20 protein-coding genes are annotated in these 25,930 nt (G+C 58.5%); 1 reads left to right on the top strand and 19 read right to left on the bottom strand.

What is annotated here, in order from left to right:
* Positions 1-723: a gluconate 2-dehydrogenase subunit 3 family protein gene (locus I5R65_RS19230; protein ID WP_180670464.1), complete on the bottom strand. Its 723-nt coding sequence runs from the start codon at positions 721-723 to the stop codon at positions 1-3.
* A gap of 175 nt (positions 724-898) precedes the next feature.
* Positions 899-1,666, bottom strand: a complete 768-nt coding sequence (locus tag I5R65_RS19235) for a dienelactone hydrolase family protein (RefSeq protein ID WP_180670466.1) — start codon at positions 1,664-1,666, stop codon at positions 899-901.
* A gap of 737 nt (positions 1,667-2,403) precedes the next feature.
* On the opposite strand from I5R65_RS19235, the gene I5R65_RS19240 reads away from it, so the two are divergent.
* Positions 2,404-3,156 (top strand): GAF domain-containing protein, encoded by a 753-nt coding sequence (locus tag I5R65_RS19240; RefSeq protein ID WP_180670468.1) that lies wholly within the window; start codon positions 2,404-2,406, stop codon positions 3,154-3,156.
* Here I5R65_RS19240 and I5R65_RS19245 read toward each other — a convergent pair.
* The 17 genes from I5R65_RS19245 to I5R65_RS19325 all read right to left on the bottom strand — a co-directional run bounded on the left by I5R65_RS19245 (position 3,134) and on the right by I5R65_RS19325 (position 25,534).
* The gene (locus I5R65_RS19245; protein WP_370460998.1) at positions 3,134-4,969 is read right to left on the bottom strand and encodes an EAL domain-containing protein; all 1,836 of its coding nucleotides are present in this window, start codon (positions 4,967-4,969) and stop codon (positions 3,134-3,136) included. The two genes, I5R65_RS19240 and I5R65_RS19245, sit on opposite strands and share 23 nt — an antisense overlap.
* 4 nt (positions 4,970-4,973) lie before the next feature.
* Positions 4,974-6,542, bottom strand: coding sequence for a methyl-accepting chemotaxis protein (locus tag I5R65_RS19250; RefSeq protein ID WP_180670471.1), 1,569 nt, complete (start codon positions 6,540-6,542; stop codon positions 4,974-4,976).
* 286 nt (positions 6,543-6,828) lie between these two features.
* Positions 6,829-8,412, bottom strand: coding sequence for a sensor domain-containing diguanylate cyclase (locus tag I5R65_RS19255; RefSeq protein ID WP_231395249.1), 1,584 nt, complete (start codon positions 8,410-8,412; stop codon positions 6,829-6,831).
* A gap of 605 nt (positions 8,413-9,017) precedes the next feature.
* Positions 9,018-9,239: a hypothetical protein gene (locus I5R65_RS19260; RefSeq protein WP_180670473.1), complete on the bottom strand. Its 222-nt coding sequence runs from the start codon at positions 9,237-9,239 to the stop codon at positions 9,018-9,020.
* Positions 9,240-9,299: 60 nt separating this feature from the next.
* On the bottom strand, positions 9,300-10,523 hold the full coding sequence (locus I5R65_RS19265; protein ID WP_180670475.1) for an HD-GYP domain-containing protein: 1,224 nt from the start codon (positions 10,521-10,523) through the stop codon (positions 9,300-9,302).
* A gap of 315 nt (positions 10,524-10,838) precedes the next feature.
* Positions 10,839-11,825, bottom strand: coding sequence for a GlxA family transcriptional regulator (locus tag I5R65_RS19270; RefSeq protein WP_370460999.1), 987 nt, complete (start codon positions 11,823-11,825; stop codon positions 10,839-10,841).
* Positions 11,826-12,043: 218 nt separating this feature from the next.
* Positions 12,044-14,305 carry an EAL domain-containing protein gene (locus I5R65_RS19275; RefSeq protein ID WP_180670479.1) on the bottom strand — a complete coding sequence of 754 codons (2,262 nt, stop codon included), beginning with the start codon at positions 14,303-14,305 and terminating at the stop codon, positions 12,044-12,046.
* Positions 14,306-14,429: 124 nt separating this feature from the next.
* Positions 14,430-15,611, bottom strand: coding sequence for a methyl-accepting chemotaxis protein (locus I5R65_RS24435; protein ID WP_180670480.1), 1,182 nt, complete (start codon positions 15,609-15,611; stop codon positions 14,430-14,432).
* A gap of 38 nt (positions 15,612-15,649) precedes the next feature.
* On the bottom strand, positions 15,650-16,024 hold the full coding sequence (locus tag I5R65_RS19285; protein WP_180670482.1) for a response regulator: 375 nt from the start codon (positions 16,022-16,024) through the stop codon (positions 15,650-15,652).
* 143 nt (positions 16,025-16,167) lie between these two features.
* Positions 16,168-16,413 carry a hypothetical protein gene (locus I5R65_RS19290; RefSeq protein WP_180670484.1) on the bottom strand — a complete coding sequence of 82 codons (246 nt, stop codon included), beginning with the start codon at positions 16,411-16,413 and terminating at the stop codon, positions 16,168-16,170.
* Positions 16,413-19,064, bottom strand: coding sequence for a chemotaxis protein CheA (locus tag I5R65_RS19295; RefSeq protein ID WP_180670486.1), 2,652 nt, complete (start codon positions 19,062-19,064; stop codon positions 16,413-16,415). The genes I5R65_RS19290 and I5R65_RS19295 overlap by 1 nt, the downstream gene beginning before the upstream one ends.
* Complete coding sequence (locus I5R65_RS19300; RefSeq protein ID WP_180670488.1) at positions 19,061-19,432, bottom strand: response regulator transcription factor; 372 nt, start codon at positions 19,430-19,432, stop codon at positions 19,061-19,063. The genes I5R65_RS19295 and I5R65_RS19300 overlap by 4 nt, the downstream gene beginning before the upstream one ends.
* Positions 19,429-20,271: a protein-glutamate O-methyltransferase CheR gene (locus I5R65_RS19305; RefSeq protein ID WP_180670490.1), complete on the bottom strand. Its 843-nt coding sequence runs from the start codon at positions 20,269-20,271 to the stop codon at positions 19,429-19,431. Before I5R65_RS19305 ends, I5R65_RS19300 begins: the two co-directional genes overlap by 4 nt.
* 7 nt (positions 20,272-20,278) lie before the next feature.
* Complete coding sequence (locus I5R65_RS19310) at positions 20,279-20,896, bottom strand: HEAT repeat domain-containing protein (protein WP_180670492.1); 618 nt, start codon at positions 20,894-20,896, stop codon at positions 20,279-20,281.
* Between the two features lie 11 nt (positions 20,897-20,907).
* Entirely contained in the window at positions 20,908-22,005 is a 1,098-nt protein-coding gene (gene cheB, locus I5R65_RS19315; protein WP_180670494.1) for a chemotaxis-specific protein-glutamate methyltransferase CheB, read from the bottom strand.
* A 37-nt stretch (positions 22,006-22,042) separates the two neighbouring features.
* Positions 22,043-23,584 (bottom strand): chemotaxis protein CheW, encoded by a 1,542-nt coding sequence (locus I5R65_RS19320; protein WP_231395250.1) that lies wholly within the window; start codon positions 23,582-23,584, stop codon positions 22,043-22,045.
* Between the two features lie 21 nt (positions 23,585-23,605).
* Positions 23,606-25,534 (bottom strand): methyl-accepting chemotaxis protein, encoded by a 1,929-nt coding sequence (locus I5R65_RS19325; RefSeq protein ID WP_180670498.1) that lies wholly within the window; start codon positions 25,532-25,534, stop codon positions 23,606-23,608.
* Positions 25,535-25,930: the final 396 nt, after the last annotated feature.

A 25,930-nucleotide genomic window follows, 5' to 3' on the forward strand; every position in this document is an offset into this window, starting at 1 on the left:
TCAGCCCTTCTCTCCCAGAATCGACACGGGGCCGTATGGATATTTAACGTTGTATTGATCGACCCAGTCGGCGTAGTCGGCACGCGCGCCGGGGAAGCCGACCATCTTCCAGCCGCCCATCTTCTGGTTGCCGCCGTACATCGGATCGGCGAAGTAGCCTTCCTTGGTATTGCCCAGCATGAAGCTGAAGAAGGTCTTGGCCGGGACGGTCTCGAAGGCGATCTTGCCGCCTTCCATCATCTTCAGCACTTCCAGCTGCTTGGCCTTGTCCAGTTCGGCGAAGACCTTGCCGTGGTTCTTGCTGCACCAGTCGTTGCAGGCGGCGATGCCCTGGCGATAGATGTCGCGCGGCACCAGCGAGAGCTGGTAACCCAGTTCGGGGACGCTGTCAGGATGGAAAGGGCCTTGCATGTACCACAGCTTGCCGGCGCCATAGGGGGTTTCCATCTGGCGGTCGATGAATTCCGGCACGCCCGTTTCGAGGGCGCCGGCACCGTACTGGTCGGAGGGGATGAGGTGGTCGACGGCGGCATTGATGAATGCCCATTCGACCGCGCTGAAGTAGGTGGGGGTGTAGGCGCGGGGCTTGCCCGGGGTACTGCTGTCGGCGATTGCCGGCTGGCTGACTGCGACGGTAGTGGCGCCACCTAGCGTTGTTGCTGCTGGGACGATGGCCAATACCTGACGCAGGAAACGCCGCCTCGGCTCTTTATCTTGTGACATGACTATCCTTTGGACGTGGGATTTGACGAGGGAAAACGCGGACGCTACGCCATGGCCGGAAGCAGGAATGCGCACCCTGCCCCCTTGATGGACGCCTGTCTCTTGTTGTTGTGGTGATGCCCCCTGCCGGCCGGCTCCTGGCGCCGACCGGCAGGGTCACGAACACGGTCCGAACTCAGGCCAGCACTTCGCCAAAGAAGGCCTGCAGCGCCACGGCGGCGCGCTCGGCGGTCTGGCGGTGATAGAAGAAGCCGGGGTTGTTGGCATCCGGATCGGTGAAGGAGTGGCCGGCCTGGCCATAGTTGACCAGTTGCCAGTCGATCTTCAGCGCGCTCATCTCGTCGATGAAGCCATTAACCTGCTCACGCGGAACCGAAGGGTCCTGCACGCCGTGCAGCACCAGTACCGCGCCCTTGATCTTGCTCTCGGCCGGCGCCGGGGTATCCAGCGCACCGTGCAGCGACACCGTGCCGCGCAACTCGGCACCATCACGTGCCAGTTCCAGCGCGGCCGTGCCGCCGAAGCAGAAGCCGCAGGCGCCGAGCTTGTCGGCTGCGATCTTGACGAAGGTCTGCTCGCGCAAGACCTTCAGCGCCGCCTGCATGCGCCGGCGCAGTTCTGCACGGTCCTTCTTGAGGGGAATGATGGCGGCCAGGGCCTGGTCACCATCGGTAGGACGTACCGACTTGCCGAACACGTCGGCGACCAGGATGGCATGGCCGGCACCGATGGTGGTGGCGGCGATTTCCAGTGCCTGCTGGCGCAGGCCGAAATAGTTGGGCACCGACAGCACACCCGAGACGGGCGGCTGAGCCTTGTTGTAGAGCAGGACGCTTTCGTAATCGACGCCATCGGCGCTGTGGGAAATCGTTTCGAGGGCAAGATCGTTGATCGCGATGCCGAGCTTGGCAGCGATGGCGGCGGTGTTCCAGGACGTGGACATGGAGGCTCCTTTGAGTGGAAAACGCCGGCCGGCGTGGAGACCGGCTGGCGTTCAGGAAACTTGTATTTGGCGCGGATTGCGGCCGCTGAATCGACAAGGCAAACCAGAATCCAGCTCAGCAATGCCTTGCCCTTGACCGCATCAGGGCACAATGTTCGCACAAACAGTGCATTTCTGCAGGAGGTCATACCACTTGACCTCGTCATAATGCGAGGCCGATCCCTACAATCTCCATACAAGCCGCATGGATAAGGGGCTGGCTCGGGTTTTGTCTGCGAGCAATAGAATCCTGTTTTCCCCGGTCAACAAAGATGCCGCAGATCTGTCCAGGCAAAAACTTCATATTGGGGGTTTCCTGTTGAGGCAGGGGCCCGGGTGTTTCCTATTGGAAGGCAAGCGCATGATCCCTGACCCAGGTCAGTCTGCGAATACAGAAACGTGGGCTACCCGGACGGCATAGCTCAATGGAGACTACAATGCCGAATTTGCACGAGCGTACGGGAAATTTGCCTAAATAATATTATTAATTTTTCAACATATATTTTCCCAGTCGCACCACGCACGCAGGTTTTCTGCGCGTCACGTTAAAAATCTCTTATTCATCATTTTTTAAACATTAAATTAATCGTAGAGTGGAATATATTAAATATTCCACTTTCGCTGCGCTACGTGCCTTCATAAAATATCAAATATGCGATTTACCCAACTTAGCGCCATACTTTTTGAGGATTAACCAAATGGCACGCGCTGCAACCTTGCATGAAAGCGACGCCCCCTCCAGCGACCCCGCAATGACCTCCCGGGAAGCCGCCAATATGCTGGGGGTGTCCATCACGACCGCCCAGATGTGGATGGAAACCGGCATGCTCGCGTCCTGGAAGACACCGGGAGGTCATCGGCGGACGAGACTGAGCGCGGTCATGACTTTGCTTGGTCACGGCGACGTCAAGCGGCGCGCGCAAGCTTCGGAGCAAGCCCTCCCCGACATCGAAGCGACCCACCCGACCAATGAGGAGGATGCTGACCTTGGCCGTTTCATCGCGCAAACGATCAAAAACCCACATTCCGAGACACGCTTTCATCGGCTGACCTGGCTCGCCAGCGAGTTGCTGGAAGTGCCGATCGCGCTGATCACCTTTCTGACGTCCGATGTGCAGATTTTCCATGCGACCCATGGCCTCAATATCGCAGCCACCCCACGCTCATGGGCTTTCAGCAATCACGCAAGCACGGACGACGACGTCTTAGCCGTTTCCGATGCCAGCAAGGATCCCCGCTTCACCAACAACCCGATGGTCACCTCGGCGCCCTTCATCCGCTTCTATGCCGGAGCGCCCCTGATGTATCAGGGTAAGGCCCTGGGCGTGCTGTGCGTCATGGATACCGAACCACGCATCCTGCGTTCCCACGAGAGGCGTGGGTTGCTTAAACTGGCGGCATTGGCGACCGACATGCTGGCGCTGCAGATCATGGAAGCGAAACAGCATTAGACGGCAGCACATTGAATACCTCGCACCAGCGCGTCTGCATCCATTCTTCCAGGTCCTCGACCGGCATCGGCCTGGCAATCGCATATCCCTGCGCGTAATCGCATCCCAGATGGCGCAGGATCTTGGCGGTACGCTCGTTCTCCAGACCTTCAGCGACGACACTAAAGCCCAGGTTGTGCGCCAAATGGATGATGGCGGGCACAATCAGTTGATCTACCTGGTCGTCGAGCAGGCGACAGATGAAAGAACGGTCGATCTTCATGCTGTCTGCCGGAATGTTCTTCAGGTAGGCAAGGTTGCTGAAACCGGCACCAAAATCATCAAGGGCCACTTTGACGCCTAGCTTTTGAATGGCTAGCACTCGCTGGCGGACCAATTCCGGATTGTTGGCCATGGCGTGCTCGGTAAACTCGATTTCGATCAGCTCTGCCGGCACCTTGTGCTGGATCAACAGAGCGGAGAGCTGGTGATACAACTCGTCCGAATCGAAATCCCGCGCCGAGGTATTGATCGCCACCGGGAGCGAGCGGCCCTGTGCCAGCCAGCGGGCCACCTGCATGACTGCCTCTCGCAGCACCCAGGCGGTGATCTGGCGGATCTGCCCGGTCTTCTCGGCCAGAGCGATAAAGGTCTCCGGCGAAATGCTGCCCTGGATAGGGTGATGCCAGCGGATCAGCGCCTCGACACCGACGCAGGCCCCATCGCACAAGCGGACCTTGGGCTGGTAGTGCAGCATCAGCTCGCCTGGCGTATTGAGCGCCATCGGCAAGGCCGATAGCAACCAGAACGCATAGCGCTGGTTTTCCGCGTGCGCAGACTCGAAGATGCGAGGCGATATCGCCTCCTCCCGGCTCACGTCGATGACCGTGAGCAAGGAGCGCACCACGTCGTTACCGCTGATCTCGTCGAGCGCCGGCAGCACACCGATGGCGATGGCGAGCCGGTGCGGAATGCCCTGGAACTCCAGTACCTGGAAAAAGCGTTGCTGAAGGTCGGCGATATGCCGTCGGCGTGTCACCGGATCGCTGTCATCCAGGTAGACGAAGGTGGTCGTAGTCACCCGATAGACCTCAATGCCCGCCAGCACCTGTCGCAGCGTGCGACTGACCTCCATCAGGAAACCCTCGACATAATCCCATCCCAGCGCCTTGACCATATCGAAAAGATACTCACGCGGGCAGATGTCCACCGCCAATGCAGCACAGGGCAAGCTTGTGGCCTCATGTCTGCGGGTACGCAACACCTCCATGAGGCGGGCGCGATTGGGCAAGGTCGTCACGTGGTCGATGTAGCCGCGGTTGCGCAACTGTTCCAGCCGCTCCATCACGATGGCAGCAAGTTGCTGGAGCTGGGCCAGCTGGTTCGCGCCGAATTCGGAGCGCGGCCTGGAATCGATGATGCACAGCGTTCCCAACGATAGTCCCCGCGACGTCACCAGCGGGGCGCCCGCATAGAACCGGATATGCGGCGCTCCTGTCACCAGCGCGTTGCCGGCAAAGCGCACATCCTCCTGTGCATCGAGTACCACCATGCCTCCCGATATCTCGATGGCATGGTTACAGAACGAATCCGAGCGCGGCGTCTCGCTCACATCGAGCCCGGCCCTGGACTTGAACCATTGGCGATGTTCATCGATGAGCGAGACCAGAGCGATGTCCACACCAAAGAGCGATCGCGCCAGTTCGGTCACCTGGTCGCACTGTTTATCGGGCAGTGAATCGAGCACGCAATAGCTCTTGAGCTGCACCAGCCGCTGGCGCTCGCGATGCGATGCCGGCTCCTGTTCTACGGCTTCTTCGTTCTCCAATAACACCGGGCTACCTCGACATGTGCGCATCCGATGCGACCTTGAAGGTCGACACCAGGCCCGCCAACGACTTCGCCTGAGCGGTGAGCGCCTCGGCCGCGGCGGCCGCCTGTTCGACCAGCGCCGAATTCTGCTGCGTGACTTCATCCATATGCGTGATGGCATCATTGACCTGTTCGATCCCGGCACTCTGCTCACGACTGGAGTTGGTGATCTCGGCGATGACGCTGCTGACCTTGTGCACACTGCCCACGATCTCTTCCATCGTCTCGCCCGCACCCTTGACCAGGCCGCTGCCACTTTCCACCTTGGCCACCGAGGCACTGATCAATTCCTTGATCTCCTTGGCGGCGGCGGCGCTACGCTGAGCCAGCGTACGCACCTCCGAGGCCACCACGGCAAAACCACGCCCTCCCTCGCCCGCACGCGCTGCTTCGACAGCCGCATTCAGTGCAAGGATATTGGTCTGGAAGGCGATGCTGTCGATGACACTGATGATGTCGACGATCTTCACCGACGAGTGGTGGATATCTTCCATGGTCGCGACCACGTCTCCCATCATGCGGCCGCCTTTAAGCGCAATGGTCGACGCCGTTCCTGCCAGCGTATTGGCCTGGGACGCGTTCTCGGCATTCTGGCGCACGGCGGAGGTGATCTGTTCCATTGCACTGGCGGTTTCTTCCAGGGAGCTGGCCTGGCGCTCCGTGCGGCTGGACAGGTCGATGTTGCCGCTGGCGATTTCGGACGATGCGCGTTCGATCGATTCTGTCCCCTGACGCACTTCGGCGACGATGCCCGCCAGACTGTCGCGCATCATCCTGATTGCATACAGCAGGCTTCTATCGTCCCCAGGGCGAGTGGCCACGTTGACGGCCAGATCGCCATGGGCGATACATTGTGCGATGGTCATCGCATAGGCCGGTTCACCGCCCAACTGGCGCAACAGACTGCGCGTGATCAGGAAGGCGATGACCACGGCAATCAGGGTTGCCACGATGGCCAGCAGGGAAATGAGCTTTAGCACATCCTTGGCGGCACTTTCAGCGGCCAGATCCGCTGCCAGGCTGTCGGCAGAAATCTCGTCGAGGAGCCGGTTGATGTCGGCCACGATCTTGCGCCGCAAGGGGCTGCACTGGTTGACCAGAAAATCGCGATAGGCTTCCATCGCCCCACTTTCACGATATTGACGTGGGAGCTTGAGTTCGTCGGCCATCTGCAGCAGGCCGCTGCGTACCACCTTGAAATTGGGGCGGTCTGCCAGACGCGATTCCAGCTTCTGTAGCTGGGCAAGGTAGAGGATCTTCTGCTGGTCGACGATCGCCAGTTCTGCCTGTGCATCGGCGTCACGCATGAAAACATAGGCATTGCGCGCTGCGATCCCCGTCTGGTCCAACGCTTCCCGGGCAGCATAAAGTGGCTCAAGCTTTTCGTTCTTAACCTGGTTGGCTCGCTCGATGGTCGCCCGCAAGGAATTGATCCCGACGATGGCCGTGCCGACCAGCACCAGCAACATCATCAGTTGACTAGCGAAGCCCAGGCTGAGCTTCACACCAATCCTCATTTCCGTCAATATTTTCATTAAATTCTCATGGGCTGATGTGATAGAAGAAAAATATATCAATATTAAAAATATTTAACTCTTAAATTTAACATTTAATATATTTTTCACATTTACTCATGGAAGGCTTTTCGTCGTAAAGCCTTATTCGTCTGCTGTCGCTTTTACATCACGTCGTGATGATTCTCATTTGGATTTGGCTGCTCACACGGGTCTGCAAGCAAGGAAGGAGGGCAAGAGCGGCGGTGGCGGTCAGCGCACGGCGCTCGCCTGGGCTGGCGAGAAGACCGGCAAGCGATTGGGACCATCAAGGGCTGGCCGGCGTCAGAGCAGGATCCCGATCACGCTCGGGGAGCGGATGATGATAAAAGACGACCTTATCGCGTCCCGTCTCCTTGGCCAGATACAGTGCCTGGTCCGCCCTGTCGACCAGCTCCTTGGCAGAGCATTGCATGCCCTGGCCCGACTGCAGGACGACCACCCCGACACTGACCGTCAGGATGCCTCCTGCATCGGCGACATGCGAAATGCACAATGCCCTGACGGCCTGGCAGACCTGATTGGCGACGACCGCAGCCCCCGACTCCTCGCAAAACGGTAACAGGACCGCAAACTCCTCTCCCCCATAACGCGCCACAATATCGATCTCGCGCCGCGCGGTCGCCGCAATCGCCGTCGCCACGCTCCTGAGGCACTGGTCTCCCGCCACATGTCCGTATCTGTCGTTGAATTGCTTGAAGTGGTCAACGTCGATCATCAGTAGGGAAATACTGCCGCCGCCCCGGGCAAACCGGGCTGCCTGGGCATCCATGGCGGCATCGAAATAACGGCGATTGAAGACGCCGGTAAGGCCATCCCGTTGGGACTGGGCCTCCAGCGCATGGAACATCTTCTCCAGATCTTCGTGCGCTCGCACCGTCTGTGCCTGCGCTTTCTCTCTCAATGAAACCTGTCGTACGATCTTGATGCCGCCGCAATACACCAGCGCCAACAGGATCATCAGGACGATGGCGCTGCGCAGGGTGTGCGAGTTCCAGGCCTGCAGGATTTCATCCTTGGAGACGCCGACGACAATGAACAACGGGTAGCCCGCAACATGCTGGAAGCTGTTCACGCGCAGGACGCCATCCTGGTTCGACATCATCTCGACCGTGTCCGATCGGGAAAGCCTGATGTATTTCTGGAACAGCGTTGACTCACCGAGGCTCTTGCCCAGCGAATTAGCCAACAGCGGCCTGCGATACAGGAGCACACCATTGTTTGCACCGAACAAGATACGCCCCTTCTTGCCAATATCGAATTGCTGATAGAGGCGCTCGAAGAAGCCAAGATCCAGCGTGGCCAGCACGACACCGCCAAACGAACCATCGGGTCTGTCCACACGCCGGCTGACGGTCAATACCCAGTGCCCAGTCGATTTGCTCTGAACCGGCTTACCGATGAAAGGCTGTGCCTGACGATGCTCGCGGTGATAAATGAAATAGTCACGGCCGCTGTTGTTGAATCTCGTTTCCAGCAAGGGCTGCGAATTGACCTCCCATTCCCCCTTTTCATCATAGACAAACAGCCCCGCCAGCTGCGGCAGTGCCGCAACGTTTTCCACGAGCAGCTCATGGAGGCGATCGCGATGCATCGTCATATTTCTTTCGTTGGCCAGCTCCCGCAATACCGACCTCAGGACGATATCCACTTCCTCGACGGTCACCTCCGCATGCAGGGACAAGGCCATGGCCATGTTGGCCGTTGAGCGACTGGCCTGTTCCAGCGCCGTGCTCCGCTCGCGCCATAACGACCAGCTCTCGAGCACCACCAGAATCACGCATACCGTCACCACGAATAATCGCGCTACTTTCGAGGTCTCTTGATTCGCACTTCTGTACATGAACTTCATCCCGATATCACAGCCACTTGGGCAGCGTGATGATTACGAAGTGCGGAGTCATCGTGCCAACCTCCAATCGATGACCCGCCGTCTGCATCTATCGGCAGCTGTCGACCGGGTCAGGAACTGCATCCCCTTCCTCCTCGCTGCCCCGATGGTGTCACACGCATTACCCACTCACACCAAGCCGGGCCGTGGGCAACAGGCACTACCGCCCCGTTCATGGACCATATCGATCGCAGATCCGCAAGCTTCCATCGCCCCGGCTCAGCATGCATTTGAGTGATATCACTCTTGTGCAAGGACTTTGATAAGGACTTTGATAAGGACGTTGCATACGACGCCCACGATGTGCACCGTTTGCATGGTCGCCACGCGCTCTCCAGGCTGACGTGTCTTGCCAATGGAGTGAACGGCATGCACAAAAGGAGAGTGGGCAGTCCCCCCGACCGACATTGCAGACAGAGCCAGCTTCCTGGCGAAGGCTGGCCCGCGTTGTCTCCTGATTGGCGGATGTTCTGGCGTCTGCGGCCCTTTCGGTCAGAGAGACCCTGCCGGGAGATCGTCATTCGAGACACAGACGCTTCGAGAAAGGGGGGAACAGCGAGTCCGAATCAATGAAGTCGATTATCGTTATATTGCGTATGAACGTACTTGACGAAATTTCCCCGCGTCCAGTCCTTGATCACTTGCTGGCCCAACAGCACCCGGTATTCGGCCACATGCTCACCACCTGGTGCATCGTAGATCCGGTTCTCGACGGTGTAGGTCGTCTCGTTTATGGTCAGTTCAATCAAGGTATGCTGCACCGCGACCAGCTCCTCTGAAGAATCCACATTCCCTCCAATGTGCTGAAAGTTATCTCATCTCATCAATGGGCGTGAGTACGCCGCATATCAGTAACTCAAATCCTGCTGGGCAAGGACATCATCCATCAATCCCAACTTTTCGGGATCGGCGTGACCGAGGATCCTGTCGGTGGAATGTCTCAGATCCAGCAGCGCCGGCCCGACCTCCCGGTTGTCGCGAATCGAATAGAAGATCCTGACCAACGGATTGAGCAGATGCCCTGGTTGCTGATCCAGTACGATGGCCAGATGTCCCGACTGCATGGTGACGCATGAACCGATAGGATAGATGCCCACCGCCCTTACAAAGCCCTGCAGCACGTCGAAATCGAAATGGCCCTTGCTCTGCGCCATGTGTTGCAATGAGCGTGCAGGATCCCAGCCGGATTTGTAAGGTCGGTTGGAAGTGATGGCGTCATACACGTCACATACCGCCCCCATCCTGGCAAAGATCGATATCCTCTCACCGGCGAGCTGGTAGGGATAACCGGCCCCATCCATTCTTTCGTGATGATGCAACGATACGTCCAGCGTCGCGCTGCCTATCCCCGGAAGCTCCTTGAGCAGACCGTATCCCGTCACAGGATGCGAACGCACCGTGGCGAACTCTTCGTCGGTCAGACGGCCAGGCTTGTTGAGGATATCGAGCGGCACAGCCATCTTGCCAATATCGTGCAGCAATCCCGCCATACCTGCCTGCTCCCTTTCAGCGGCAGGCAGACCAAGCTGGTTGGATAGCGAAATCATCATGGCGCACACCGCCACTGAATGCATATAGGTATAGTTGTCGGCCGTCTTGAGCCGCACCAGACTCACCAGGGCATCTGCATTACGTGACACCGACGCGGTGATCTCCGACACCAGATCGCCCGCCTCCAGCAAATCGATCGTACGTCCCATGCGCGCCTCGGAGAACATGTTCACCACCGTCTCTTCCGCTCTGGAAATGATCCGTGCAGCCTGCTCTCTCTCCCGTCTGAGATCGACTTTCCTGGTGGAACGGACCGCTGATGGGTGTTTGTCGGGGGCGTCCAGTTCACGATCACCCGGATCGCCGCCTCGTCGCCGTGCAGCTGGGTCCGATTCCGTATCGCTACCTCTGGACGTATCGATCAGGACTGCGCGCAGAGGACTGTCCTGCAGTGTGAGCAGATCATCCTCCTTCTCCAGCAAAAACGGTTTGCGCAAGGACGCCGGCGCCCGCCAGGCCCCGGAGAGGGACTGGACATACATCCCGAGACGCAACTGTGACGGTAAAATAAACTTCAGCATTCAGATATCTCTCGTGTCCGGCAACTACCGACTCCCTCTTCAAAGAACATGCGCAGCCCCCTTTCCTGAAGGCCCGGCAACTTCCCGCTCATGGCACCGGACATCTCGCCACCTGAACAGTCCGAAATCGGGCATCAAGAATAGCAACGCGACAATGCTTGCAAACTTTAACTCGCGCGCAGAAAACGGCATTGCATCGATGCGCAGGGAGATGGAATATTTCGGACATAAAATTGACAATCCATTTCCATGTAGAAACCCCGCCATAATCAACACTGGTGCGGCTCCTGACCCCACCACTGGCAATGCGCCTGATCACATGGACGGTACGCTATGGGCACGCAAGCGTGCCGGTGAAGTGCCATAGGCCTCCTTGAATCCGCGGATGAAATGCGAGGCATCTGCGAAGCCGCATTCGTAGGCGATGTCGGTGATGCTCTTTTCTGTGGTCAGCAACAACCATCTGCCGTATCGCAGGCGCATGCGGCGATAAAACTCCTGAGGTGCCACCCCCAACTCTTCATGGAATTTACGTGCCAGCTGGCGTGAACTGAGGTCAACATGATCGGCCAGTGTCGCTATTGACAAAGGCAACTCCAGGTTTTCCTCCATGAGCATGATGCAATGACGAATCGCAACATCCTGCACGCTCAGTTCTCCCAACACATGACGTCGCTCGCCCAGCAGGAGAGGGCCACCGTGGTTGACCGTCATCTGATGAATCACCTTGGCCGCCCGCTCCGGCCCGCAATGTATCCGGATCAGCTGGGAAGCCAGTTCGATGACAGCGATACCGCCAGCACAGGTGATCCGCTTGCCGTCGATCAGATAATCCGTATGGCTGATCACGCGCTGCTGTGGAAACAGGCGTCGGTAGTCTTCATGGTGAAAGGAATGGACGCAGGCGACACGATCATCCAGCAATCCCGCCCGCGCCAACACGAAACTGCCGGTACCCAGACCGACCAACGGAAGATCGGCCGCCGCAGCAGAATGCAGATAGTGCCAATAACCAGCGTTGATATCATCGAGGCGTGACAGCGGACCGCCAATCACGACGATGTAGTCGAATTGACCGGGCTCCGGCAGAGGCGACTGCACCGCCACCGAAATACCGCAGCTGGCTTGTACCTGTTCGCCCTGCAGACCGATGATGCTCCACGAGCAGCGCAGGGATGGATTCGACTCCACGCCATCGGCGGCCAGCCGCAAGGCGTCGCAAAATCCCGCCAAGGACAGCAGGGGAAAGCCCGGCCACAGTAGAAAAGCCACGGAGAGCTGGCTATTTTCCAGGCGCACCACCTTAGCCCCCATTCGCCGTCAGGTCGGCACACGATGATCCTGCCCCGATGGCGACCAGTCCACCGCTGTGCACGGCCCCACTGCGGGCAACCAACAGGCAAGCGGGTTCACGCGAGCCGGCATCCTTGCACGGCCTACGGCGAAGCCCCGGAAGATGTACCACCCGGTCACTGAAGACATCGATATCAAAGCCGGCAAGCATGCTGGGCAGCGCTTCCTTATCGAAGAACCACAACATCGGCAACCGGCTGCCCGGCGGTGGCGAACTTCAGGAATTCATCCTCGGGTAGCGGGCGGGCGTACAGGTAGCCCTGTACGTACTCGCAACCGGCATCCCTGAGCAGTTGCGCCTGCATCATCGTCTCCACGCCCTCGGCAATGACTTTCATGCCCAGGCGATGTGCCATGACGATGATGGCTTCGACGATAGCCCGGTTGCTGTCGGCATCGACCATATCCTTGACGAAGGAGCGGTCGATCTTCAGGTAGTCCATGCTGAACTTCTTGAGGTAGGACATCGCCGAATACCCCGTGCCGAAGTCGTCCAGCGCCACCTGGATGCCGGCTTCCCGCAAATTGTTCAATTGCGACCGTACCGCTTCACTATCATCCAGCAGTAGCCCTTCAGTGATCTCGATGGCAATCAGCTGCGAAGCACAACCTTGCTGAGCGAGCTGCTCCAGCACCACGCTGTCATAGTGACCATTCAGGAATTGCGCCGGAGAGAGATTGACACTGATCTGCTTGCGAAAAACCGAACCGGCCAGTGCATTCCAGCGTACCGAGACCCTGGCAGCCTCCTGCAATATCCAGCGACCCAACTCGAAAATCAGGCCACTCTCTTCGGCCAGGGGAATGAATCTCTCCGGCGAGATCATGCCCAGGCTCGGATGCCGCCACCTGACCAGCGCCTCGGCCTTGTGGATATGTCCGCTATCCAGTTCCAGCGCCGGCTGGAAATGCAATTCAAACTGTCTCTCCTGAAGCGCATCGTAGAGATCATTGAGCAGGCGACGACGCTCGAAGCTCCGCTCTCGCATGCCTTGGGTAAAGAAGGCCAGGCCATTCCGGCCGCCCGCCTTGGCAGCGAACATGGCCTGATCCGCGCAGCCGATGAGCGCGGTGACGGTGCTTGCATCGTGTGGATAGATGGCAATCCCGACACTGGCCGAGATACGGACCCTGTGCGGACCCAGCTGGAAAGGTTCGACCAGTGCCGCCACAATGTCATATCCAATACGGGTGAGCGATTCCGATGCCTCCAGCTTGGGCAGGACGGCAACGAATTCATCGCCGGCGAGCCGCGCCACCAGATCGTACTCGCGTACACTTGCACGTATCCGCTGCGCCGCCACCACCAGAAGCTGGTCGCCCACCGAATGTCCCAGGGTATCGTTGACATCCTTGAAGCGATCCAGGTCGATGAACAGAACCGACAAAGGATATCCCTCCCCCTTGGCACTGGCCACTTCCCGCTGCAGCATATCGCCCAGCAGACGCCGGTTCGGCAGGCCGGACAAGAGATCGTAGTTGGCCTGGTGGCGCAACTTCAATTCCACCTCCTTGCGTCGGGTGACATCCCGTCCAATGGCAAGCATGCCGAAGATCTTTTCGTCGGCGTCATATTCGGGAACGATGTGCATCTCATGGGACACCAGATGCCCCAGCGGATGGCGCCATTCCAGCACGACCACATCGGCAACGCCGGTGGCTGCGACCTGCCTGACCCGCTCGTCGAAGCCACGCGATTCGTCGCCGCGCCGCCGGCCGGCGGAGTGATCCAGAATGGTATGGATGTCCTGATCGGCCCGCAATCCGGTCTCGCGAGTAAATGCGGGATTGGCAAAGATGCACTTGCCGTGAATGTCATAGCGCAGAATCACGTCGGGGGAATTGTCGACCAGGGTGCGAAACTGGCGTTCGCTGTTGCTGATGCGCTGCTGAATGGCATGTTCTGCCTTGAGCAGGGCCGTCAGGTTCTGCATCAGCATGTGCAGGCTTTGCTGCGCAGACGACTTGCGGGAGAGTTCATCTTCGACCATCTCGGCAAAACCGATGATACTACCCAGATGGGTGTTGAAATCGTTGAATACATCGCCGATCTGTTGCGCAATCAACTCCTGCTCGCCGGCCACACCGAAGAAGGAAGAGGCCAGGTCCTGGTAGCGCATGGCGATGCGCTCCCTGAATGCGTTCTCATACGCCCGGTACATCGTGATCAGGGGCAGATTCAGGCGCGCTCCGAAGTCGGAGAAGCTGACTGCAGGGCATACCCCGACCAGCCGTTGTATCGCGCCTTGATGAATTTCCAGGATCTCGACGGGAGCAATCCTCGATTGCACGAGAAGATGCCCCAGACGATGCGCCTGCTCCAGCTGCGCATCCAGGATGTCCTGTTCGGTGGATAGGAGAAACTCGTGCAACAGCACGACATATTTCTCCGCAATATCTCGGAGCGCATCTCTGCTCATGGCTTCCATTCCTGGCCCTGTGATCAAGTGTCAATCCAACGAAACTTGGTGGAAACGCCCACATCAGATTCCAACCAGTCGCATACACTCTTTGCGCCCGCCGCATCTTTGCAAGCAGACATCGCCGGGCAGCTCAGAAGAACTCGAACTTGGGTAGATCGCCGTCGCCGTTGCTGCCCTGGGACATCATCTTGGAATGGCGCGATTCCTTGACCAGGTAGTCCTGGATCACCCGATTCAGCTTCTCGGCCACTGCCTGCACGCCGGTATCGAGCCCGTTTCCCCCTTCGGTCATTTCGACAAACAGCGCGTTGCGCTGCTCGCCGGCTTCCCGCAGACGTTCGATACGCTGGCGCACGATGTCCTGAAACTGTATCTCGCCCAGAATCTCACCCAGATCAGAAGCCAGTTGTGCATCATGTGTTGCGACGACGGAAAAGGCACTCTTGTAAAACTGTCTCACCACCTCGTGATGCTCCCGCAGGCGCAGGGTCGATTCGGTCAGGATGGCAGCCTCGCTCAGTTGCTGCGCCGACTCTTCCAGGAATTTGAATTTGAGACCCGCATCGACCTTCTGCTGCGCCTTCGTCAAGCCCTCCTCGATGATGCCGGCTGCCTGCGTTGCACTCAGCGCAAGTTGCCTCACCTCCGCTGCCACGACAGCGAAACCGCGTCCGACATCGCCCGCGCGTGCTGCCTCAATCGCTGCATTGATGGCCAGCAATTCGGTCTGGCGTCCGATCTGCTTGATCAGCACCACGAGTTTTCCCAACTGCTGTATCTCCTTGGAAGCCTCGTGAATGGCATCCATGTCCCGCTTGATACGATTGGGTAGCTCCAGGATGAAATCGCCGATGGTGGAGATCTTGTCCATGCTCGTATCGATTTCCTGCTCAAGCGCCACCGATTGCGAAGAAGTCTGATCCAGATAGCGCACCAGGGAAGCGGCTGCTTCGTGAATCGTCTTGACCTGCCTGACCAGTGCAATGGCCGCAAACTCGGTGTCGCCAACCGCCTCATCCAGCCGCAGCCCGATTTCCTTTTCCAGGTCCAGATGCTGTTCAACGACATGTTTGATGACATCGCCTCTGCGCATCGACAACTGGCGAAACTGCCAATAGAGCAGCAGATGGCTACCCAGCACGACCATTACGCTCACCAGCAAAGAGGTCCGGCTGACACCCGGATCGACCGCGAAATGCAGCAGGAGGATCAACCAGGCCAACAACGTCGTCCCGACAAGACAGCGATTCTCCTGTCTTGACAGTACCTCCCGAAAAATGGACACACCACCGGATCTGGTTTTAACGTTCATGGTCTCTTGCATCTCGACTTGCAACAAACTTGCCAGAATCACGCACCGGGCAAGACCTGCCTGACGATCTTCAAGAGATCGGCCCCTCCCACCGGCTTGACCAGCCATCCGGTCGCACCGGCCTTCTTTCCCTCATCGCGCTTGGCCGACTGGCTCTCGGTGGTCAGGGTAAGGATGGGCAGGAAACGACATCCTGGCAGCGCCCTGACGTTACGAATCAACTCCAGACCATCCATATTTGGCATATTGATGTCCGTAATCAGCAGATCCGGTTTGTATCCCGTCTGCATTTTCTTGAATGCCTTCACGCCATCCTCGGCGGTTTCAACCTTGAACCCGGCCATTTCGAGATTGCTGCGCACACTCATCAACATCGTGGCCGAGTCATCGACCAGGAAGATAGATTTGGACATCACATTTCCCCTTCTGAGCTAAAACCTGTTTCTTCAATTGGCGTAAGCAGGAACGCGCCCTCTGTCGGGATAGATCGCACGCATGTCCATTGCTGAAATGCGCTCCGCAACCCGTCTTGTCCACCGCAGTTGCCTGCAAACGCCTACCGCCGTCCCGCCTGAAACAGCGGTGCCAGCCACCCGCGCAACGACAGCTCCTGCGGCCAGTCCCGGATTTCCACCTGCGTGGCCAGCAAGACCTGCAGCGTTGCAGGATGGATATGGGTACAGTCCCGCAGATCCAATTTCGCCTGCGGCCTGTCTTGCAACCAACCGAGCAACGCCTCGGCATCCTCACCGGAGGCCACATCCCGAAACACCGCCAGATCCTCGATATACTCAATCGACATCAGAACATTTCCCTTGCGTTCAAGACCATCAACACCGAGCCATCGCCCATCAAGGCTGACCCGGAATACATCGAGAGCCCCCCCAGGATGCCGACCAGCGGCTTCTGGATCACATCGATGGCTTCCCTGAAATCATCGATGATCAGCCCCACTGACTGCCCGCCGACACGTACCACCAACACCGCCACCTCGTCATCGGCATTGGTCTTCTGCTCCGCTGGAATGCTGAGCATCTGGTTGATGCTCTTGAGCCCGAGGACGTGACCACGCAAGACCATCGTCGCGCTTCGCTTCACGAAATTGAGCGCGCTGCGAGGGATCCGCACGGTCTCCATCACATGCTCCATCGGCACGCCGAACAACTGACCGTGCGATTCGATGATCATCACCTTGGTGACGGCCATCGACAGCGGTAGCGAGATCTGCAGACGAGTTCCCTTGCCGACCATGCTTTGCAAGGAAATGCTGCCATTGATCTTTTCCACTGCGTTGCGCACCACATCCATTCCCACTCCACGACCGGAGAGGTCGGAGACGACTTCTGCCGTAGAGAAGCCGGAAGCGAACACCAGATTGACCGCTTCCTGGTCACTCATGCGTTCCAGCAGGACTTCATCGATCAGGCCCTTTTCGTAGGCCTTGCGCTTGACCAGGGCCGGATCGATTCCGCGGCCGTCATCCTGGATCACGATGACGACCTGGTCGCCCTGATGGGCCGCACTGATCGTGAGGGTGCCGATAGCTGGCTTGCCGGCACTACGACGATGCCCTGGCTCTTCGAGACCATGATCGAGACTGTTGCGCACGATGTGGATGAGTGGATCGGCCAGAGCCTCGATGATGTTCTTGTCGGCTTGCGTCTCCTCGCCTTCCAGCACCAATTGCACTTCCTTGCCGAGCTTGCGCGAGATATCCCTGACCAGTCGGGGAAAGCGCTGGAAGACTACCGATACCGGCATCATCCGCACCTGCATGATGGCGTCCTGCATTTCCTCGGCGATGCGGTTGATCACCGCGTACTGCGCCTTGATTTCGCGCGAGAGTTCACGGACGCGGAACTGGTCTTCGGCACGCTGCGCCAGATATGGAAGAGCGTTCTTGGACACGACCATCTCGCCAATCAGGTTCATGAGCCGATCTATCTTGACCTGTTCCACCTTGACGCTGCGGGGTGTCGAGATGCTGTCCTCGGCACGCCGACCTGCTCTGCCCGGCTCCTCGGACGGACTCTCCTTGACCCGATTAGGTAGCGCAACATGGGTCACGGCAGGAACCTCGTCCTGATGCATTGTCATTTCGCCGGCGCGTGGCAAGGGCCGGCGACCAGTATTCAACCAGGTCAGCAACGGCTCGCAGCTTCGCAATTGCAACGCTTGCTGGCGCGCTATTTCCAGCTCACCGACCAGATCGAGACATCCCATGGAAGAGCAGCAGTTCATCAACGTCGACGCGACCGCCTGGGTACGACCGTCCTGCCATCCCATGTTGGCTTCGGACTGCAATATCTGCTGCTGGATGGCAAATATCTCGTCGATTGCCCGGCCGATTTCCTCGATCGACAGATCGGCTTGCATTCCCGATTCCCGGGGCTGCCGGATCGCCTTGTCACCCTCTCCTTCGGAGACGATGGTCTGCATGGACCCGATGAGCTTCCTGATCAATTCCCTGTCGCCGGGGACGACCTGCACCACCAGTTGCAGCCACCGCAGGGCTGATGCCAGCCAGGATCCCGGTGTGGCCGTCCGCAGGGCTGTTCCGAGAGGGTCATGCAGCAGCGCCAGGTCACCCGCTTCGAATGCGGAAACCAGCACTTCGACCAGCCTGGCAGATTCCTCATCATGTGCGTGCTCGCCCTGCGCAACGACCAGGCATGGCGGGTCCAGAGACGTGATCGCCACCTGATCAGGAACATAGCGGTAGTAATCCATCAGTTCTGCATGTGATGCGACCACCAGCATCTGGAAGCGCAAGACACAATCGTAGGCGTTGAGTTCGACCAGCGGCGGCCAGGCTGGGGGAACCTGAATCGCTCCCCAGATGCATCCTGGCGTATTGCGGGCACGGTAAAAGGGGTCATCGCCCTGGAAAAAACAGTCCCCGGCAGGATGGTAGGCGACCCAATGCAGCTCGCCCTTGGCATGGGCCTCACGGAAGGCCTCGATGCGCAATGACTCCGGAATATCCGACAATGGCAATATCTGCCGTGCCGAAGGCACTGCGCCCGCCCCCATGTCATGGTTCGCTGCCGGCTCCTCCGCCACTGCCTCATCTGCGATGAGCTCGCGCAGCGCAGCGGAGAGCTGTAGCGCCTCCTGTACTCGCGTCGGCCCGCCACTTTCGTCGCTCTCCATGCCATCGCAGAGTGCGGCCACAAAATCCATGGCATCGAGAAGACGATCGGCCAATACCTCGCTATAACTGATCTGCCGGCGCCGGACTGCATCCATCAGATCTTCGCCCGCGTGCAGGACCCGGGTCATCTCCGGCACATCAAAGAGACCACTATTTCCCTTGAGCGTGTGGACCATGCGAAACAGCGATTCCAGCAGTTCCACGTCCTCGGGAACGTCCTCCAGTTGCATCAGCTTTTCACTGATGCCCTGCAGCAGATCCCGTGTCTCGCTGATGAATTGATCACGCAAAAGAGTCATTGTTCAGCCTCTCCCACCAGCAGCCTGACATGCATCAGAAGTTGCGCTGGCGTGACCGGCTTGACCAGATAATCGTTGGCACCGGCGCGATAGGCGAGGGTACGATCATTGGCTTCGGACTCGGTCGATATCATGATGGCCGGCGCGTGGACCAGCGGCTCCCCCCGCAACTGGCGCAGAAAACCATAGCCATCCAGCTTGGGCATGTTGATATCCACGATGTAGAGATCAAATGGTTGCTGCAATGCCTTTTCCAGGCCCTCGATGCCATTGACGGCTTCTTCCACCACGTAATGGGCAGCTTCAAGAATGTTGCGATGGTACATGCGCACCGTAGCCGCATCATCGACAAGCAGGATGCGCTTCATTGGGCCTCCGCAGTTTTTTGATAAACAATGGCTTCGGGAAATTTCCTGACTCGGTACAGCGAAGAGATCCGGCTCATCGACTCGGAATGTCCCAGGCAGATGAACCCATTCAGGTTCAATGCCTCGTAGAAGGTCTCGGCCGCCTCCTTGCGTGACACATCGTCAAAATAGATCAGCAGGTTGCGGCAGAAGATCACGTCGAAATTGCGATAGCCTCTTGTATCTTCCGCCTTGGCGATATTGACCCGGGTGAACTCCACGGCGCTGCGTAGTTCATCGCAGATCTGGTGTTCATCCCCCTCCCGACGGAAATACTTGCTCTTCCAGGCGGCAGGGACATTCTGGATCGAACGTGCAGAATAGCGGCCGATCTGTGCCTTGCGCAGCATCCCGGTATCGATGTCGGAAGAAATGATTTCCACATCCCACTTGTCAATGCCTGCCCAGTATTCCATCAGGTACATCGCCAGCGTATAAGGCTCTTCTCCCGACGAGCAGGGGATGCACCAGATCCGTATGGGGGCGTTGTCGCGCTTGATGCCGGTGATCTCGGGCAACATGGAATTGACGAGACAATCAAACTGGTACTTTTCGCGCAGGAAATAGGTTTCGTTGACGGTCATCAGATTGGTCAGCAACTGCAGTTCCTTGCCGTCAGCCTCGAACCGCAGGAGGGAAAAATAATGACGGAAGCTCACGCTGCCGGTCGCCTCGATGCGTTCGACCAGACGTTTGTCGACAAAGTACCTCTTGGTTGCCTCGAAATTGATGCCCGTCTTGCGATAGAAATATTCTCTGAACTTTAGAAAGTCGGATTCACTGATGACGATCTCATTCATGTCGAATTTATTCTTCGCGTAAGCGACCAAGAGCCAAGTTGGCAGCGAACTGGATGTAGGGGTCGTTGGCAAACCGTGCCTTGACCTGCTTTATTGCCGCAAAGGACTTCATCGTTCCCACCTCACTGAGCAAATCCAGCGCTGCCGAACAGACATTGACATGGGGATCGGCAAGGATCACCTGGGTGAGCCATTCCTCGACCTTGGGATGACGCATGGACTCAAGGACGTTGACGGCGAAGATCCTGATGTCGGCGTCCCCGTCAGCGAGCAACTCTTGCATCAGCGGCGCGACCTCATTGGGCAATTGCTTCATGGCGTCGATGGCCTCATTGCGCAGGGCCGCATCGTCGCTGCGCAGGCATTCGATCAATCCCGCAGCAGCGGCGGGATCGCCCAGCCTGACCAAGGTGGTGATGATGACCTCTCGTACCGAGAGTACGATCTCCACCTTCAATCTCTGCAGCAACGCGGCAGAAGCATCCGGGCAGTGGACGAGCTCGCGTGCCGCCGAACGGCGCGCGGAGGCATCGTCGGCGGCGAGCTCCTGTAGCAACGTGCTGCAATCGCGGCCGGACGGCGACCCGGAAGGCGGAAGGGAATGCGTCCCCTTGATCAATGCCATGTTCTACTCCTTTACTGTTCCACCCAGACGTTGAGCTGGGTTGCGATTTTCGATGCCGGCAGCACGATGCTGGCCCCGCCCCGATCGACCAGATCCTTGGGCATGCCATAGACCACACACGAAGATTCCGACTCGGCGATGGTGCGCCCCCCCTTGCGACGTATCTCAAGAAAGGCAGAACCGCCGTCGTTTCCCATGCCGGTCAGCATGACGCCGATCAATTTGCCTGCGTCCACATGTTCCAGCGCCGAGCGGCCCAGCAACTCCACCGAGGGATGCCAGAGGTGCGAGGGTGACTCCGGCTTGGAGAGCACCGACAACCGCGTACCTCGCCGAACCACCACCATGTCCGCGCCGCCTTTGGCGATATAGACATTGCCGCCTTCGACCACAGTGGGCGCCGACACTTCAGTCACATTCAGTGCGCAGAGGCCATTGAGACGATCTGCGAAAGACCTGGTGAAGGAGGCCGGCATATGCTGGGCAATCAGAACCGGCCAGGGAAACGATGCACTCAGGTGGGGCAGGATCTCTTCCAGCGTGCTCGGCCCCCCGGTAGAAACACCAATGAGCACCAGGCCATCACCTCCCCGCCGTTGCGGATCGCCTGCCCCACCCTCCGCCTTTTCCGTTTTTTCCGCCTTTGCAGTCTTTTCAGCCTTCGCTCGCAATGCAGGAGCGCGTATTGGCGGGCGCGCATTCCCACGCGACCTGATCCTGGCCTTGGCCGCCACCCTCACCTTGCTCACCAGCTCTTCTTCGATCTCGTGGATCGACAGCGAGATCGTCCCACCCGGCTTGGCGACATAGTCGACCGCTCCCAGGTTCATCGCTTCAAAACTTGCCAGCGCACCCTGTTCGGTCAGGGAGGAGACCATCACCACCGCAACTGGCCTGTCGAGCATCATCATCGACAATGCCGACAGCCCATCCATTTCCGGCATGTTGATATCCAGAGTGACGACATCGGGCTCAAAAGTCCGATTGAGTTCGACAGCCTCCCGCCCATTTCGCCCCAGGCGGATATCGAATTCCTCTTTTTTTTCGAAGATCTGCATCAGCTGACGCCGCATCAAGGCAGAGTCATCAATGATCAGAAGTTTGATCATTTCCAGAACTCAATTCATAAATAAACGCAGGCTCTACTTACCCGAGGCTGGCCAGGCCAGCCATTTCATCGGCGTTGACCAATTGGGTAGGTTCCAGCAATTGCACCATTCGACCTTGCTTTTCCATGTTCGCCATGCGCGCCAGCAGCGCACTTTGCTGTCCCGAAAAACTGGGGGCAGGTTCTATTACGTCCCTGGCGATGCGCAGCACTTCAGCCACCTGGTCCACGATGAAGCCGGTACGCACATCGGCAATGAGGAACACCATGATGCGTTGGCTATCGCTGCGCTCGATCCCGGGCAATCCAAGCCGCGCGCGCAAGTCGACCACGGGCAGCACGCTTCCACGCAGATTGATGACTCCCTCGACGAAATCCGGTGCACCCGGAACGTGCACCAGCTCTTCCGGGACCCTGACGATCTCCTGCACGCTGTGAATGGGAACGCCGAACTCTTCCTTGTCCAAGCGGAAGATCACCACCTGTTCATCGTCGTCGACCGTGGTGTCGAGTTCGTCGGCTTGCGCGGCTTCGTCCAGATTGGCTTCACTCATGATATTGATGGCATCCTTGAAGGCTGAGTGATCAAGAAGGTTCTTGCTGGTGATGACCGAGACCAGGCGCTTGCCCTGCTCCAGCCGGCACACGGAGGCGATCTCCGGCATCTCGCCGCCCTTGGCGAGCAAGGCCGGCAGCGGGTCGACCAGTTCCTTGGCAACACGGAGCACTTCGCTCACGCCATCGACCACCACCCCGATGGAACTGGCTCCGTGCGCCAGGACCACGATGCGACACCTGTCATCCAGCACCTGCACAGGCAAGCCGAACATCTGGCGTAAATCCACCAGCGGTAGCAGTCGGTTGCGCAGCGACATGACCCCGACCACATGAGGCGCACAATGCGGCACGCGGATGATCCCGGGCGGCACCTGCACGATTTCCTGAACATCGGCGATATCGATCGCGTACTCCTGGGAAGCGATCCGGAAACTGACCAACTGGAGTTCATCGTTCTGACGTTCTTCACCCTCCGGTTTCTGCACTTCAAGGCCGCCGTGAAGACGTACCTCGCTCTTGGCCGCGGTGGCGATGTGGGCAAACTCACGCTGTACCAGCTTCTTGAAGTCCAGCACCATGATCACCGGATAGTCGCCGACATTCTTGAGCAGCCCCGCCAGCAGCTCGGTATCGATGGTGCTCTGCAATCCCTGTGGGGCTTCGATCTTGTCCACATCCACATCCAGGACACTGGCCACCCGATCCACGATGAACCCCAGTGGCTGTCCCACATTGATCACCACTGCCCGGGTGGCGTCGTCCTTGTCGCGATCGGGAAAACCGAAGATGCGCCGCAGCGAGACGATGGGAAGAATCTTCCCCCGCAGGTTCGCCAATCCGTCCAGCGTGGCCGGGGCCAGGGGCAATCGGACCACCTCGGGCGACCGGATGATTTCCTGTACGGGGGCCATGTCCACGGCAAAGACTTCGTCGCCCGCGACGAACGTCACGAACTGCTGCGTGGTGACACGCTCCTGACCCGCTTGCCCATCCGGATCCGACACTTCATTGCTAGTGACCATATCGCTTGTCATGGCCACACCCTAGACTGCGCTTTGCAGTTCGTCCGCCAACGAGGAGATTTCTTCGATGGCGGCTGCCAGTTCACGCGCTCCCTTCGATTGCTCCTCGGCGGCACCGGAGGCCTCGCGAGTAGCCTTTTCCGCTTCCTGTGCCGCGCTGGAAATTTGATCCACGCCCTTCTTGGCCTGCCCGATGGCAGTGGCGATCTCGCTTGCCGCGGCCAGGACGGCCGCAGTACCCCGCTCGATCTCGGCCACGTCGGTCTCGATGAGGACCAGGTTCTCGGTGGTGATCTTGGCCTTCTCTGCCTCGGCGGTCGCTGACTTCACGATGTCGTCCAGGTCGGCACTGACAAGAGCAATCTGGTCCTGCACCGCCTTGACCAGGTCCTTGATTCGATCGGCATTTTCTGCCGAGTCACGCGCCAGGTTGCGAATGTCGGTCGACACCACGACGAAGCCCTTACCGAATTCACCGGCGCGAGCCGCTTCGACCGAACCGTTGACGGCCAACATGTTGGTCTGGATCGAGACTGTCGTGATCGCTTCGACAATCTTGTCAATGCGACGCGAGACCTGCTCCAGATCCTTCACCTGCTTGATACTGTCCTGGGTGGTCCTGACCGAATTGGAGATGCCTTCGATCAGTTTGCCGACATCGTCCTTGTTGGTGCTCAGCAGGGCCTGGATATTCTTGACCTTGTCGCCACTCTGCACCGCCCGCTGTTGCGCGACATCCAATCCCTTCTCGATCTGACCGATCGCGGCCGATGACTCTTCGCTGGCCGCCGCCGCCACCTGGGTACCCTTGCTGATTTCCTCCAACGCCCCCATGATCTGTGCACTGGCGCGATTGATTTCCTCCACGGCGGCAGAGAGCTGTTCGGCGCTGGAGGCAACCGCTTCGGCGCTCTTGCCCACATCGGTGGAATTCTTGAGATCCTCAGCGACTTCGGCTAGTGCCTGTGCTGCCTGTTCCGCCTCGGCCAGGGCCTGCGCCTGTTCATTGACGGTCTTGGCGGTTTCCTCTGCTGCCGCGGCCTGCTGCAAGGCTGCAGCGGCAATGTCCTGGGACCCTTTCATGGCCTGCTGCGCGGCATTGTCGGACTGCTTCGCCCCCGATGCGATGTCGGAAAGGCCGGCAGCGACATCACGGAAATCGATGCTGATGCGTTCGACCTGCGCGGTAATGACCTTGCCGTTCTCTACCTCCCCGCCCAGAACCTTGGCGGAATCGTTGATGCCTTCGGCAATGGACTTGACGTCCTGCTGGATCTGACCGACCAGGTCCTGAATCTGCTTGGCGCTGCGCTCCGAAGTTTCCGCCAGGGTTCGCACTTCATCGGCCACGACGGCAAAACCCTTGCCGTGCTTGCCGGCACGCGCCGCCTCGATGGCCGCGTTCAGGGCCAGCAGATTGGTCTGGTCGGCAATGCGGGCAACGGCCTTGACGATATCTCCGATGTTCGATGCCTGCGCCTCCAGTTCGCTCACCATGACGACCGAACCCAGCTGACGCTGACTGGCCACGGCCACGTTGGCGATCAGATTGGCGACATCACCCGAGGTTCGTGCCAGAAGGATCTGGCAGGCATTGACCTTGGTTTCGCTGGTCTCGGCATTCCGCAACTGACTGCCGATCGATTCCGTCACCAGATGAAAGGCGCTGGTGGATTCCTGGGCCGCTCCGGAGGCTTCCTCCGCTCCCGTGGAAATCTGGTCGGCGGCGCGGCGTAATTGCTCCGCCGCCGAGGCTGCCTCGTTGATGCCCGAAGACAGTTCTCCAGTGGCCGCAGCAATGCGTTCTGCCGCCTGCTGCTGCTTGGCCAGCGTGCGAGCACGCTTGCGCTGCACCTCCGCATCGCGCGCGGAAACACCCACTTTGCGATCGGCGTCGCCCTGCGAGAGGGCGGCAGATGAGTTGAAGATGTTTTTCTTAACCAAGGCCACGTGAATTCCTTTCAGATGAAATGGCGGTCGGGATTCGAACACGGCCTTGCCAGGACTGGGACATCCGAGTCGCCATCAGCCACGACAATTGCGAGCTACCCCACCTCTGCTACTGAAGCTTTCGTTATTGGTCTGTGCCAGCCATATCAGCCAGCTCCCCGCGTAAGAGCACCTGAATTTGCACGATAGTTACGTAATCAGGTTGATAAAAAACTTCCATGAACAACTGGCCCGAATGCAAGTCGTCTTTAAAAGTTCTTACACATTTTACATATTTTGCATATTATGTACAGCGGATAGGTCACTTTTTGTATATTTTGTACTTTTAGGCGACATCCCTCTTGATCTCCGATCTCAATCAACGGTAATTGACTGGGTGTCCAGAGGCGCGCTGGC

Source organism: Herbaspirillum sp. AP02 (genome assembly GCF_015767275.1).
Classification (GTDB): Bacteria; Pseudomonadota; Gammaproteobacteria; order Burkholderiales; family Burkholderiaceae_D; genus Herbaspirillum.

Excerpts from the sequence above, each read along its gene's own strand:
- I5R65_RS19230 (WP_180670464.1), bottom strand. The coding sequence starts at position 723 with ATGTCACAAGATAAAGAGCCGAGGCGGCGTTTCCTGCGTCAGGTATTG.
- I5R65_RS19235 (WP_180670466.1), bottom strand. The coding sequence starts at position 1,666 with ATGTCCACGTCCTGGAACACCGCCGCCATCGCTGCCAAGCTCGGCATC.
- I5R65_RS19240 (WP_180670468.1), top strand. The coding sequence starts at position 2,404 with ATGGCACGCGCTGCAACCTTGCATGAAAGCGACGCCCCCTCCAGCGAC.
- I5R65_RS19250 (WP_180670471.1), bottom strand. The coding sequence starts at position 6,542 with ATGAAAATATTGACGGAAATGAGGATTGGTGTGAAGCTCAGCCTGGGC.
- I5R65_RS19255 (WP_231395249.1), bottom strand. The coding sequence starts at position 8,412 with ATGAAGTTCATGTACAGAAGTGCGAATCAAGAGACCTCGAAAGTAGCG.
- I5R65_RS19265 (WP_180670475.1), bottom strand. The coding sequence starts at position 10,523 with ATGCTGAAGTTTATTTTACCGTCACAGTTGCGTCTCGGGATGTATGTC.
- I5R65_RS19275 (WP_180670479.1), bottom strand. The coding sequence starts at position 14,305 with ATGGAAGCCATGAGCAGAGATGCGCTCCGAGATATTGCGGAGAAATAT.
- I5R65_RS24435 (WP_180670480.1), bottom strand. The coding sequence starts at position 15,611 with ATGAACGTTAAAACCAGATCCGGTGGTGTGTCCATTTTTCGGGAGGTA.
- I5R65_RS19285 (WP_180670482.1), bottom strand. The coding sequence starts at position 16,024 with ATGTCCAAATCTATCTTCCTGGTCGATGACTCGGCCACGATGTTGATG.
- I5R65_RS19290 (WP_180670484.1), bottom strand. The coding sequence starts at position 16,413 with ATGTCGATTGAGTATATCGAGGATCTGGCGGTGTTTCGGGATGTGGCC.
- I5R65_RS19295 (WP_180670486.1), bottom strand. The coding sequence starts at position 19,064 with ATGACTCTTTTGCGTGATCAATTCATCAGCGAGACACGGGATCTGCTG.
- I5R65_RS19300 (WP_180670488.1), bottom strand. The coding sequence starts at position 19,432 with ATGAAGCGCATCCTGCTTGTCGATGATGCGGCTACGGTGCGCATGTAC.
- I5R65_RS19305 (WP_180670490.1), bottom strand. The coding sequence starts at position 20,271 with ATGAATGAGATCGTCATCAGTGAATCCGACTTTCTAAAGTTCAGAGAA.
- I5R65_RS19310 (WP_180670492.1), bottom strand. The coding sequence starts at position 20,896 with ATGGCATTGATCAAGGGGACGCATTCCCTTCCGCCTTCCGGGTCGCCG.
- cheB (WP_180670494.1), bottom strand. The coding sequence starts at position 22,005 with ATGATCAAACTTCTGATCATTGATGACTCTGCCTTGATGCGGCGTCAG.
- I5R65_RS19320 (WP_231395250.1), bottom strand. The coding sequence starts at position 23,584 with ATGGTCACTAGCAATGAAGTGTCGGATCCGGATGGGCAAGCGGGTCAG.